This window comes from Streptomyces sp. NPDC020884 (genome assembly GCF_044333935.1).
Classification (GTDB): domain Bacteria; phylum Actinomycetota; class Actinomycetes; order Streptomycetales; family Streptomycetaceae; genus Streptomyces.
Genome location: NZ_JBIRRY010000008.1, coordinates 101,816 through 114,295, shown reverse-complemented (window position 1 = coordinate 114,295; position 12,480 = coordinate 101,816). Strand labels below are relative to the sequence as shown.

The window sequence follows — 12,480 nt, the reverse complement described above, 5'->3', positions numbered from 1 at the left end:
ACGCCGGGGATGCGCCGGGGCCGACGGCTCGCCGTCGACGTCGGTGACGCCCGGATCGGCGTCGCCTCGTGCGACCCCGACGGGATCCTGGCCACGCCGGTGGAGACCGTGCCGGGACGCGATGTCCCGGCCGCCCACCGGCGGCTCCGCCAGATCGTGGACGAGTACGAACCGATCGAGGTCATCCTCGGACTGCCGCGTTCCCTCGGCGGCGGCGAGGGCCCCGCGGCCGCCAAGGTCCGGGAGTTCGCCCAGGCATTCGCCCGGTCGATCGCGCCCGTCCCGGTGCGGCTGGTCGACGAGAGGATGACCACAGTGACGGCCACTCAGGGACTGCGCGCCTCGGGCGTGAAGTCCAAGAAGGGCCGATCTGTCATCGACCAGGCTGCCGCTGTGGTGATCCTTCAGAACGCTCTGGAGTCCGAACGGGCGTCAGGCAATCCCCCGGGCGAGGGCGTCGAAGTGGTTGTCTGATCGCGATACGGTAACGTTCCGCGCGATGCGGCGGTGTTCGAACAAACACCGCACAGCGAAGCGAAGAGACGGAACGTCGTCTCGCGGCTCTAGGGGATCGATGACTGAGTATGGCCGGGGCCCCGGCTCCGAACCGTGGCATCCCGAGGACCCCTTGTACGGGGACCAGGGATGGGGAGGCCAGCAGGCCGCCCACGGCCAGGGCCAGTACGGCGACCAGCAGCAGTCCTATCCGCAGGACCCGTACACCCAGCAGCACCAGAACCCCCAGCAGCACCAGAATCCCCAGCAGTACCCGCAGCAGCAGGGCCAGAACCATCAGCAGTACCCGCAGCAGCAGCCGTACGACCAGCACCAGCAGTACGGACAGCAGCCGCAGAACCAGCAGCAGTACGGCACGCCCCAGCAGGACCCGTACGCCCAGCCGCAGTACAACGGCGGCTGGGACACCGGACAGCAGGCCGCCATGCCGTACGGGGCCGAGCCCCAGGACCCGTACGCCCAGCAGCCCGGCGGCTACGACGCCTCGCAGGACTACTACGGCACCCCCGAGGCCTACCCTCCGCCGCAGCCCCCGGGCCGCCGCGACGCCGCAGCCGACCAGCAGCAGCAACAGCAGCAGCCGCCGTCGTCGTCGTCGACGGACTGGGATCCGGACGCGCCGCACGAAGAGACGCATCCTTTCTTCACCGGCGCGGACGAACCGGCCGGCCGTGAGCCGCGTGACGACGACGATGACCCGGGCGACGACGGGTCGCGCGCCTCGCGCCGCGACCGCGGCGGCAGCGACCGCCGGGGCGGCAAGGGCAAGAAGAAGAGCCGCAGCGGCTGTGCCTGCCTGGTGGTCTCCGTCGTCCTGGTCGGCGGCCTCGGCGGCGTCTCCTACGTCGGCTACACCTTCTGGAAGAAGCAGTTCGGCGCCCCGGCCGACTACGCGGGGGAGGGCACCGGCGAGCAGGTCGAGGTCGAGATTCCCGAAGGCGCGCTCGGCTACGACATCGCGAACATCCTGCGCAAGAAGGGCGTCATCAAGTCCTCCGACGCCTTCGTCGCGGCGCAGAACGGCAATCCCAAGGGCAAGTCGCTCCAGGCCGGCGTCTACCTCCTGAACAAGGAGATGTCGGCGTCCAGCGCGATCGAGCTGATGCTCGATCCGAAGAGCCAGAACGCGTTCGTGATCCCCGAGGGAACCCGCAACGTCACCGTCTACAAGATGATCGACAAGCGGCTTCAGCTCAAGGAAGGCACGACGGCCGGCATCGCCAAGACCAAGGCGGAAAGCCTGGGACTGCCCGACTGGGCCGACGACAACCCCGATGTGAAGGACCCGCTGGAAGGGTTCCTGTATCCGGCCGCCTATCCGGTCTCCAAGGGATCGAAGCCCGAGGACGCGCTGAAGCGGATGGTCACGCGGGCGAACAAGGAGTACGACAAGCTCGACCTGGTGGCCGGGGCGAAGAAGCTCGGCCTCAAGAGCCCGTGGGAGCTCGTCACCGTCGCGAGCCTCGTGCAGGTCGAGGGCAAGTACAAGCACGACTTCGACAAGGTCTCGCGGGTCGTCTACAACCGTCTCAAGCCGGGCAACATGGAGACGGTCGGCCGGCTGGAATTCGACTCCACGGTCAACTACATCAAGGGCCAGAGCACACTGGACGTCGGCGCTGTCGACGAGCTCCGGAAGATCGACGACCCGTACAACACCTACAAGGTCATCGGCCTTCCTTCCGGCCCCATCAGCAATCCCGGTGCGGACGCCATGCATTCGGCGATGAACCCCACGCCGGGCCCCTGGTACTACTTCGTCTCGATCAGCGAGGACAAGACCGTCTTCGCCGAGACCAACGAAGAGCACGAGAAGAACCGCCGGAAGTACGAAGAAGGGAAATCCGGCCAGTGAGCGAGCCACGCCGGGCCGCCGTCCTCGGCTCGCCCATCGCCCACTCCCTCTCCCCGGTCCTGCACCGGGCCGCGTACGCCGAGCTCGGCCTCGGCCACTGGTCCTACGACCGGTTCGAGGTCGACGAGGCGGCGCTGCCCGGCTTCGTCGAAGGGCTGGACGCCTCCTGGGCCGGGCTGTCGCTGACCATGCCGCTCAAGCGGGCGATCATCCCGCTGCTGGATGAGATCAGCGCGACGGCCGCCTCCGTGGAGGCCGTCAACACGGTCGTGTTCAGCCGGGACGGCCGCCGGACCGGTGACAACACCGACATCCCCGGCATGATCGCCGCCCTGCGCGAACGCGGCGTCGACAAGGTCGAATCCGCCGCCGTCCTCGGCGCCGGGGCCACCGCCTCCTCCGCGCTCGCCGCGCTCGCCGCTGTCTGCGCCGGACCGGTCACCGCCTATGTGCGCGGCCCCGAACGCGCGGCCGAGATGCGCGGCTGGGGGGAGCGGCTCGGGGTCGACGTCGTCATCGCCGACTGGGCCGACGCGGCCCGTGCCCTGAGCGCGCCGCTGGTCATCGCCACCACCCCGGCGGGCGTCACCGACGCCCTGACCGGGTCCGTGGCGGGAACCCCGGGCATCCTCTTCGACGTGCTGTACGAGCCGTGGCCCACCGCGCTCGCCGCCGCCTGGTCGGCGCACGGCGGGTCCGTGGTCGGCGGACTCGACCTCCTCGTGCACCAGGCCCTGCTCCAGGTCGAGCAGATGACCGGGGCGATTCCCGCTCCGCTCGCCGCCATGCGCCGGGCCGGCGAAGCCGCGCTCGCGGCCCGCTGACCGGGCGGCCGGCGTCCCCCGCCCGTCCGTCTGCTGGACCGGCGGCCGGACGGAGCCCCCGGTCATGGGAGGATCAGAGGCGGCGGGCCAGGGCCGCGCACCCGGTCGCGCCGCTGGATTTCAGGCGCGAGCATGAGGAGCACCGTTGAGCAGGTTGCGCTGGCTGACCGCGGGCGAGTCGCACGGCCCCGCACTGGTGGCGACGCTGGAGGGACTTCCCGCCGGTGTCCCGATCACCACCGGGATGGTGGCGGAGGCGCTGGCCCGGCGACGGCTCGGCTACGGCCGCGGCGCGCGGATGAAGTTCGAGCAGGACGAGGTCACCTTCCTCGGCGGCGTACGCCACGGCCTCACCATGGGCTCCCCGGTCGCCGTCATGGTCGGCAACACCGAGTGGCCCAAGTGGGAGCAGGTCATGTCGGCCGACCCGGTCGACCCCGACGAGCTGGCGAAGCTCGCCCGCAACGCCCCGCTGACCCGCCCCCGCCCCGGCCACGCCGACCTCGCGGGTATGCAGAAGTACGGCTTCGACGAGGCCCGGCCGGTCCTGGAGCGCGCCAGCGCCCGGGAGACCGCCGCGCGCGTCGCCCTCGGGGCCGTCGCCCGCTCCTACCTCAAGGAGACCGCGGGCATCGAGATCGTCAGCCATGTCGTGGAGCTGGCCGCCGCGAAGGCGCCGTACGGGGTGTACCCGGTCCCCGCCGATGTGGAGAAGCTGGACGCCGACCCGGTCCGCTGCCTGGACGCCGACGCCTCCAAGGCGATGGTGGCCGAGATCGACCAGGCCCACAAGGACGGCGACACCCTCGGCGGAGTCGTCGAGGTGCTGGCGTACGGCGTGCCCGTCGGGCTCGGCTCGCACGTGCACTGGGACCGACGCCTGGACGCCCGGCTCGCCGCCGCGCTCATGGGCATCCAGGCCATCAAGGGCGTCGAGGTCGGCGACGGCTTCGACCTGGCCCGGGTCCCCGGCTCGAAGGCGCACGACGAGATCGTCGCCACCGACGAGGGCATCCGGCGCACCTCCGGCCGCTCCGGCGGCACCGAGGGCGGTCTGACCACCGGTGAGCTGCTGCGGGTCCGTGCCGCGATGAAGCCCATCGCGACCGTGCCGCGCGCCCTGGCCACCGTGGACGTCGTCACCGGCGAGGCCACCAAGGCCCACCACCAGCGCTCCGACGTCTGCGCCGTCCCGGCCGCGGGCATCGTCGCGGAGGCGATGGCCGCCCTCGTCCTGGCCGACGCGGTCGCGGAGAAGTTCGGCGGCGACAGCGTCCCCGAGACCCACCGCAACGTCCAGTCGTACCTCGACCACCTCCAGATCCGATGAGCGGCCCCCTGGTCGTCCTCGTCGGCCCGATGGGCGTCGGCAAGTCCACCGTCGGCGAGCTGCTCGCCCAACGGCTCGGCGCCACCTACCGGGACACCGACGCCGACGTGGTGGCCGAGGCCGGCAAGCCGATCGCGGAGATCTTCTACGACGAGGGCGAGGAGCACTTCCGCGCCCTGGAGCGCCGGGCCGTCGAGGCGGCCGTCGCCGGGCACCCGGGGGTCCTCTCCCTCGGCGGCGGAGCCGTCCTGGACCGGGCGACCAGGGAGCTGCTGGCCGGCCGCCCGGTCGTCTACCTCTCCATGGACGTGGACGAGGCCGTCCGCCGCGTCGGCCTGGGCGCAGCGCGCCCGCTGCTCGCGGTCAACCCGCGCCGGCAGTGGCGCGAGCTGATGGACGCCCGCCGCCACCTCTACGAAGAGGTCGCCCGCACGGTCGTCGCCACCGACGAGAACACCCCCGAAGAGGTCGCCCAGGCGATCATCGACGCACTGGAACTGCCGGAGGGCGCAGCGGCCCCCGGCTTGGAGAGCACCGGCATGACGCAGCAGGGACCCACCCGCATCCAGGTCGCAGGCTCCGCGGGCTCCGACCCGTACGAGGTCCTCGTCGGCCACCAGCTCCTGGGCGAGTTGCCCCAGCTGATCGGCGACCGCGCCCGGCGGGTCGCCGTGCTGCACCCCGAAGCCCTCGCCGAGACCGGTGAGACGGTCCGCGAGGACCTCGCGGCCCAGGGCTACGAGGCCATCGCGATCCAGCTGCCGAACGCCGAGGAGGCCAAGACCGTCGAGGTCGCCGCCTACTGCTGGAAGGCGCTCGGCCAGACCGGCTTCACCCGCACCGACGTCATCATCGGCATCGGCGGCGGCGCCACCACGGACGTCGCCGGGTTCGTCGCCGCCAGCTGGCTGCGCGGGGTGCGCTGGATCGCGATCCCCACCACCGTGCTCGGCATGGTCGACGCGGCCGTCGGCGGCAAGACCGGCATCAACACCGCCGAGGGCAAGAACCTCGTCGGCGCCTTCCACCCGCCCGCCGGAGTCCTCTGCGACCTCGCCGCGCTCGACTCGCTGCCGGTCAACGACTACGTCTCCGGCATGGCCGAGATCATCAAGGCCGGCTTCATCGCCGACCCGGTCATCCTCGACCTGGTCGAGGCCGACCCCGAGGGCGCGCGCACCCCGGCCGGGCCGCACACCGCCGAGCTGATCGAGCGGTCCATCCGGGTCAAGGCCGAGGTCGTCTCCAGCGACCTCAAGGAGTCCGGACTCCGCGAGATCCTCAACTACGGCCACACCCTGGCCCACGCCATCGAGAAGAACGAGCGCTACAAGTGGCGCCACGGCGCGGCCGTCTCCATCGGCATGGTCTTCGCCGCCGAGCTGGGCCGGCTCGCCGGACGTCTCGACGACGCCACCGCCGACCGGCACCGCACGGTCCTGGAGTCGGTGGGCCTGCCGCTCGCCTACCGCGGCGACCAGTGGCCCAAGCTGCTGGAGAACATGAAGGTCGACAAGAAGTCGCGCGGCGACCTGCTGCGCTTCATCGTCCTGGACGGCATCGGGCGGCCCACCGTCCTGGAGGGCCCCGACCCGGCCGTGCTGCTCGCCGCCTACGGGGAGGTCTCCGCGTGACCCGGAGGGTCTTCGTCCTGAACGGCCCCAACCTCGGCCGGCTCGGCTCGCGCGAGCCCGACGTCTACGGGGCCACTTCCTACGCCGGACTCGTCGACGCCTGCACGAACCTCGGCAAGGAGCTCGGCTTCGCCGTCGAGGTGCGGGAGACCAACGACGAGGGCGAGCTGATCCGCTGGCTCCACGAGGCGGCGGACGGATCGATTCCGGTCGTTCTCAACCCGGGCGCCTTCACGCACTACTCGTACGGCATGCGGGACGCGGCCGCCCAGCGCACCGCCCCGCTGATCGAGGTGCACATCTCCAACCCGTACACCCGCGAGGAGTTCCGGCACACCTCCGTGGTCGCCGCGGTGGCCACGGGCACGGTGGCCGGGTTCGGCATCGGCTCCTACCGGCTCGCGCTGCGCGCCCTGGCCGACGAAACGACCGACTGAAGGACCGACACCGACGCGATTCCCGTCCGCCCTCCGCGTGGCCGACGGGCACGTCGCACCCTCCCGGGCCGTTCACCCCGGGACGGCCCGGGAGGGTACGGTGGCCGTCCCATCAGCGTCAGTTGCAGTTACGAGACGGAGTGGCACCGGATGCAGCACGCAGTGGGGGCCCCGCTGCCGCCGCCCCACGGACCCGGCATCGGGCACGTCGGCCGGCCGTACCAGGCCCAGCACCCCGGTCACCCCGGCCCGCCCCCGATACCTCCGCCGCCCCCGGCTCCCGGCCAGGGTCCGCCTCCTCCGGCTCCGGGCCAGGGCCCGCCGCCCTCGGCTCCCGGGCAGGCGCCGCCTCCTCCGGCTCCTGGTCAAGCCCCGCAGCACAGCTGGAGCGGCACCGGCCCCACACCCCCCGCCAGGGAGGCCGCCGGGCACACCGGGCACATCCAGCTGCCCCCGGGCGGCCCCGTTCCGCTGCCCGTACCCCCCGCGGAGGCAGGCACCGGCGGTGCGACGCTCGCCGTGCTGCTCATCGGCCCGGCCGGGGCGGGCAAAACCACCGTCGCCAAACTCTGGGCCGCCCGCCGCCGGGTGCCGACCGCCCATGTCTCCCTCGACGACGTCCGCGAATGGGTCCGTTCCGGCTTCGCCGACCCGCAGGCCGGCTGGAACGACCACTCCGAGGCCCAGTACCGCCTGGCCCGCCGGACCTGCGGCTTCGCCGCCCGCAACTTCCTCGCCAACGGCATCTCCTGCATCCTCGACGACGCGGTCTTCCCCGACCGCCCGGTCGTCGGCCTCGGCGGCTGGAAGCGCCATGTGGGTCCCGGGCTGCTGCCCGTCGTCCTGCTGCCCGGCCTGGAGATCGTCCTGGAGCGCAACGCCGCCCGCAGCGGCAACCGCAGGCTCTCCGACGAGGAGGTCGCCCGCATCCACGGCCGGATGGCCGGCTGGTACGGCTCCGGCCTCCCGATCATCGACAACTCCACGTACGACGTCGAGACCACCGCCCGGGTCCTGGACGACGTGCTGGCCCGCTCGATCGCGAGCCCGCCCGCCTGGTAGCCGCCCCGGGAGAGGTGCGCCCGCCCCCCCCCCGGTCGGATGCGCCGGCCGGGCGGGCCGCCGCCCTCGCTCGTACGCTCGAACCATGTCAGAGGTGCACGCCGTCCGACGCGGGCTGCTCCGCGACCGGTGCGCCGCCGCGGGTTCCGCGGCCGCCCTGGTCTCCCGCCCCGCCAACGTCCGCTATCTCGCGGGCGGAGCGCCCCCAGGCGCCGTGCTGTTGCTCGGCCCCGGCGAGGACGTTCTGCTCTGCCCCCGCGCCCCGACCGGCGAACCCGCCCACGGGCGGCCCGACGAGGCGCTCCGGATCGACCTCCTGCCCGTCCCGGACGGCGACCCGGTGGTCACCGCCGCGGGCCTCGCCGCCTCGTCGGGCGCGGGCTCGCTCGCCGTCGAGGAGCACGATCTGACCGTGGCCCGGCACCGCGCCATGGGGAAGGCCGCCCCGCGCCTCCAGCTGGCCGATCTGGGCTTCACCGTGGAGCAGCAGCGCATCGTCAAGGACGAGGAGGAGATCGGCTGCCTCCGGATCGCCGCCGAGATCACCGACCAGGCCCTCGGCGAACTCCTCGAATCGATCCTGGTCGGCCGCACCGAGCGGCACCTCGCCCTGGAACTGGAGCGCCGCCTGGTCGACCACGGGGCGGACGGCCCCGCCTTCGCCACCTCCGTGGCCACCGGTCCCAACTCCGGCCAGGGACGCCACCGGCCCTCGGACCGCAGGGTGGAGGAGGGGGATTTCCTCTCCGTCCGCCTGGGCGCGAGCTATCACGGCTACCGCTGCGAGATCGGCCGGACCTTCGTCATCGGGACCGCCCCCGCCGAGTGGCAGATCGAGCTCTACGACCTCGTTTTCGCCGCTCAGCGGGCCGGCCGGGAAGCCCTGGCGCCGGGGGTCGCCTACCGGGACGTGGATCGTGCGGCCCGGCATCCGCTGGAGTCCGCGGGGCATGGCGAGGGCCTCCAGCCGAGGACCGGGCACGGTGTGGGGCTCGAAATCGAGGAGGACCCGCAACTGGCACCGACAGCCATGGGTAAACTGGACGCTTGTGTGCCGGTCACCGTCGAACCGGGGGTCCACCTCCCGGGCCGGGGCGGTGTCCGGATCGATGACACGCTCGTCGTGCGCCCCGAGGCGGACGGCGGACCCGAGCTACTCACCATGACGACCAAGGAGCTGCTCGCGCTCTAGCGCGCATCCTCGGTCGTTCCACCAGCTTCAGTCCAGGAGATTCCGCAACCGTGGCTTCCACGAACGACCTCAAGAACGGCCTGGTGCTCAAGCTCGACGGAGGCCAGCTCTGGTCCGTCGTCGAGTTCCAGCACGTCAAGCCCGGCAAGGGCCCCGCCTTCGTGCGCACCAAGCTCAAGAACGTGCTCTCCGGCAAGGTCGTCGACAAGACGTTCAACGCCGGCGTGAAGGTCGAGACGGCCACCATCGACCGCCGTGACATGCAGTTCTCGTACATGGACGGCGAGTACTTCGTCTTCATGGACATGAACACGTATGACCAGCTCATGGTCGACCGCAAGGCTGTCGGCGACGCCGCCAACTTCCTGATCGAGGGCTTCACCGCCTCCGTCGCCCAGCACGAGGGCGAGGTGCTCTACGTCGAGCTGCCCGCCGCGGTCGAGCTGACGATCCAGCACACCGACCCGGGCGTCCAGGGCGACCGCTCCACCGGCGGCTCCAAGCCCGCCACCCTGGAGACCGGTTACGAGATCGGCGTGCCGCTCTTCATCTCCACCGGCGAGAAGATCAAGGTCGACACCCGCACGGGCGGCTACCTCGGCCGGGTGAACGGCTAACCGTGGCTGCCCGGAACAAGGCCCGCAAGCGCGCCTTCCAGATCCTCTTCGAGGCCGACCAGCGCGGTGAGTCCGTGCAGAGCGTCCTCGCGGACTGGGTTCGGCTCTCGCGGACCGACGACCGTCAGCCGCCGGTCGGCGAATTCACGATGGAGCTCGTCGAGGGGTACGCGCAGTACGCGGACCGGATCGACGACCTCATCGTCACCTACGCCGTGGACTGGGAGATCGACCGCATGCCGGTCGTCGACCGGAGCATCCTGCGGCTCGGTGCGTACGAGCTGATCTGGATGGACGAGACCCCGGACGCCGTGGTCATCGACGAGGCCGTCCAGCTCGCCAAGGAGTTCTCCACCGACGACTCCCCGTCCTTCGTGAACGGCATGCTGGCCCGTTTCAAGGACCTGAAGCCGAACCTCCGCCGGGAGCAGTAGCCCCTAGCCGCGACGGTTCGGTCGCACGCGCCACGAAGGGCCCACGGTCAGCCGACCGTGGGCCCTTCGGCGTACCCGGGAGCGCCGCCGGGCCCCCGCGCGGGCACGGACAAAGCCGGGCGGGCGGGGACCCGAGGGTCCCCGCCCGCCCGGCGGCACGTTTCTGCTGTGGGGCCCTGCCCCGCTCGCTCAGCCCTCGTCGTGGGCGACCGCGCGGCGCGCGTCCGCGTCCAGCACGCCCCAGCTGATGAGCTGCTCCGTGAGCACGGACGGCGACTGGTCGTAGATCACGGCGAGCGTGCGCAGGTCGTCCTGGCGGATCGAGAGCACCTTGCCGTTGTAGTCACCGCGCTGGCTCTGGATCGTCGCCGCGTAGCGCTGCAGCGGACCGGCCTTCTCCGGCGGGACGTGGGCGAGGCGCTCCAGGTCCAGGACGAGCTTCGGCGGCGGCTCGGCGGCCCCGCCGGGCGTCGTGCCGGGCAGCAGCTCCTGCACCGGAACCCCGTAGAAGTCCGCCAGCTCGGCGAGGCGCTGTACGGTCACGGCACGGTCGCCGCGCTCGTACGAACCGACCACGACGGCCTTCCAGCGACCCTGGGACTTCTCCTCCACGCCGTGGAGGGAAAGGCCCTGCTGGGTGCGGATGGCACGGAGTTTGGCCCCGAGCTGTTTTGCGTATTCGCTGGACATATGGCTCCCCGGACGCTGGAACAGTGTGCGGCTCCGCCGCGTGGCTGGTAACTCACTGTGAGGTTACGCAGCGTTACTTGGATGCGTCAAGCCGAATGGTCCGGACCGGCACCTCCCTGGGGCGGGGCCAGGGCCGAGCGCAAGCCCTGGTAGCGTGGATGACGCAATTTCGACGTCCTTTAACGATCCGTCCCGTGAGGCGGAGAAGGAGGTCCGTTTCTTATGGACGCACAGCACGACGACACCGGCAACGCGGCGCGCCCCGTTCTCGAGGCCCCCGACATCGCCCGTGTTCTGACCCGTATCGCCCACGAGATCGTCGAACGCGCCAAGGGCGCCGACGACGTGGTGCTGCTCGGCATCCCGACGCGGGGCGTCTTCCTCGCCCGCCGTCTCGCCGACAAACTCGAGGAGATCACCGGCCGGAAGACACCGGTCGGATCGCTCGACATCACCATGTACCGCGACGACCTGCGGATGCGCCCGGCGCGCGCCCTGGCCCGCACCGACATCCCCGGCGAGGGGATCGAGGGCAGCCTGGTCGTCCTGGTCGACGACGTGCTCTTCTCCGGCCGCACGATCCGCGCCGCCCTCGACGCGCTCGGCGACATCGGCCGCCCGCGCGCGGTGCAGCTCGCGGTCCTCGTCGACCGCGGCCACCGGGAACTCCCGATCCGCGCGGACTACGTCGGCAAGAACCTCCCCACGTCGCTGCGGGAGACGGTCAAGGTCCAGCTCACCGAGGAGGACGGCCGCGACGCCGTGCTGCTCGGCGTCAAGCAGGCCGCCCCCGCGGACACGCAGTAGCCCGAGCGCTCCCGTACGTCCTTCCGGGGCCGTACGGCGGCTTCCTGCGCGCCCGCATGCCTGAAACTCCCTCCAGCCCCCCGGAGACCCCCCAGATGAAGCGTCACCTCATCTCGGCCGCCGACCTCACCCGCGACGACGCCGTCCTGATCCTCGACACCGCCGAGGAGATGGCCCGGGTCGCGGACCGGCCGATCAAGAAGCTCCCCACCCTGCGCGGCCGCACCGTCGTCAACCTCTTCTTCGAGGACTCGACCCGCACCCGCATCTCCTTCGAGGCGGCCGCCAAGCGGCTGTCCGCCGACGTCATCAACTTCTCCGCCAAGGGATCGTCCGTCTCCAAGGGCGAGTCCCTGAAGGACACCGCGCTGACCCTGGAGGCGATGGGCGCCGACGCCGTCGTCATCCGGCACGGCGCCTCCGGCGCCCCCTACCGGCTCGCCACCTCCGGCTGGATCGACGGAGCTGTGGTCAACGCCGGGGACGGCACCCACGAGCACCCCACCCAGGCCCTGCTGGACGCCTTCACCATGCGCCGCCGGCTCGTCGGCGCCGACACCGGGCTCGGCCGCGACCTGGACGGCCGCCGCATCACGATCGTCGGCGACATCCTGCACAGCCGCGTCGCCCGCTCCAACGTCCACCTGCTGACGACGCTCGGCGCGCACGTCACTCTGGTGGCCCCGCCCACCCTCGTCCCCGTGGGCGTCGAGAAGTGGCCCTGCGACGTCAGCTACAGCCTCGACAACGTGCTGGCGAAGTCCGATGCGGTGATGATGCTGCGTGTGCAGCGCGAACGGATGAACGCCGCCTATTTCCCCACCGAGCGCGAATACTCCCGCCGCTACGGCCTGGACGGCGAGCGGATGGCGAAGATGCCCGAGCACGCCATCGTCATGCACCCCGGCCCGATGGTCCGCGGCATGGAGATCACCGCCGAGGTGGCCGACTCCGACCGCTGCACGGTCGTCGAGCAGGTCGCCAACGGCGTCTCCATCCGCATGGCCGTGCTCTACCTGCTGCTCGGCGGCTCCGACACCGCACTGTCCGCCGCCCCCGCCCGTACCGAGGAGAACAAGTAA

13 protein-coding genes are annotated in these 12,480 nt (G+C 71.7%); 12 read left to right on the top strand and 1 reads right to left on the bottom strand.

Features of this window, described 5'->3' with window-relative positions:
• The first annotated feature begins 9 nt into the window (after window positions 1-9).
• The 10 genes from ruvX to nusB all read left to right on the top strand — a co-directional run bounded on the left by ruvX (window position 10) and on the right by nusB (window position 9,901).
• Complete coding sequence (gene ruvX / locus ACH4UK_RS24075) at window positions 10-474, top strand: Holliday junction resolvase RuvX (protein ID WP_398359932.1); 465 nt, start codon at window positions 10-12, stop codon at window positions 472-474.
• Between the two features lie 100 nt (window positions 475-574).
• A complete protein-coding gene (gene mltG, locus ACH4UK_RS24070) occupies window positions 575-2,371 on the top strand; it encodes an endolytic transglycosylase MltG (RefSeq protein ID WP_398359420.1) in 1,797 nt (598 codons plus the stop codon).
• The gene (locus tag ACH4UK_RS24065) at window positions 2,368-3,195 is read left to right on the top strand and encodes a shikimate dehydrogenase (RefSeq protein WP_398359418.1); all 828 of its coding nucleotides are present in this window, start codon (window positions 2,368-2,370) and stop codon (window positions 3,193-3,195) included. The genes mltG and ACH4UK_RS24065 overlap by 4 nt, the downstream gene beginning before the upstream one ends.
• A gap of 145 nt (window positions 3,196-3,340) precedes the next feature.
• Window positions 3,341-4,525, top strand: coding sequence for a chorismate synthase (gene aroC, locus ACH4UK_RS24060; RefSeq protein ID WP_398359416.1), 1,185 nt, complete (start codon window positions 3,341-3,343; stop codon window positions 4,523-4,525).
• Window positions 4,522-6,159, top strand: a complete 1,638-nt coding sequence (gene aroB, locus ACH4UK_RS24055) for a 3-dehydroquinate synthase (protein WP_398359414.1) — start codon at window positions 4,522-4,524, stop codon at window positions 6,157-6,159. Before aroC ends, aroB begins: the two co-directional genes overlap by 4 nt.
• Window positions 6,156-6,596, top strand: coding sequence for a type II 3-dehydroquinate dehydratase (locus ACH4UK_RS24050; protein ID WP_398359412.1), 441 nt, complete (start codon window positions 6,156-6,158; stop codon window positions 6,594-6,596). The genes aroB and ACH4UK_RS24050 overlap by 4 nt, the downstream gene beginning before the upstream one ends.
• A gap of 150 nt (window positions 6,597-6,746) precedes the next feature.
• On the top strand, window positions 6,747-7,658 hold the full coding sequence (locus tag ACH4UK_RS24045; protein WP_398359410.1) for a Pro-rich N-terminal domain-containing protein: 912 nt from the start codon (window positions 6,747-6,749) through the stop codon (window positions 7,656-7,658).
• A gap of 85 nt (window positions 7,659-7,743) precedes the next feature.
• The gene (locus ACH4UK_RS24040; RefSeq protein ID WP_398359409.1) at window positions 7,744-8,850 is read left to right on the top strand and encodes a M24 family metallopeptidase; all 1,107 of its coding nucleotides are present in this window, start codon (window positions 7,744-7,746) and stop codon (window positions 8,848-8,850) included.
• A gap of 50 nt (window positions 8,851-8,900) precedes the next feature.
• The gene (gene efp, locus ACH4UK_RS24035; RefSeq protein WP_398359407.1) at window positions 8,901-9,467 is read left to right on the top strand and encodes an elongation factor P; all 567 of its coding nucleotides are present in this window, start codon (window positions 8,901-8,903) and stop codon (window positions 9,465-9,467) included.
• A gap of 2 nt (window positions 9,468-9,469) precedes the next feature.
• Window positions 9,470-9,901 carry a transcription antitermination factor NusB gene (nusB, locus tag ACH4UK_RS24030; protein ID WP_050359374.1) on the top strand — a complete coding sequence of 144 codons (432 nt, stop codon included), beginning with the start codon at window positions 9,470-9,472 and terminating at the stop codon, window positions 9,899-9,901.
• A 189-nt stretch (window positions 9,902-10,090) separates the two neighbouring features.
• On the opposite strand, the gene bldD is transcribed toward nusB, so the two are convergent.
• Window positions 10,091-10,591: a transcriptional regulator BldD gene (gene bldD, locus ACH4UK_RS24025; RefSeq protein ID WP_014157378.1), complete on the bottom strand. Its 501-nt coding sequence runs from the start codon at window positions 10,589-10,591 to the stop codon at window positions 10,091-10,093.
• Window positions 10,592-10,813: 222 nt separating this feature from the next.
• Between bldD and pyrR the strand changes: the two genes are divergently transcribed.
• Both pyrR and ACH4UK_RS24015 read left to right on the top strand, forming a co-directional pair.
• On the top strand, window positions 10,814-11,398 hold the full coding sequence (pyrR, locus tag ACH4UK_RS24020) for a bifunctional pyr operon transcriptional regulator/uracil phosphoribosyltransferase PyrR (RefSeq protein WP_398359405.1): 585 nt from the start codon (window positions 10,814-10,816) through the stop codon (window positions 11,396-11,398).
• A gap of 95 nt (window positions 11,399-11,493) precedes the next feature.
• Window positions 11,494-12,480: an aspartate carbamoyltransferase catalytic subunit gene (locus tag ACH4UK_RS24015; protein ID WP_398359403.1), complete on the top strand. Its 987-nt coding sequence runs from the start codon at window positions 11,494-11,496 to the stop codon at window positions 12,478-12,480.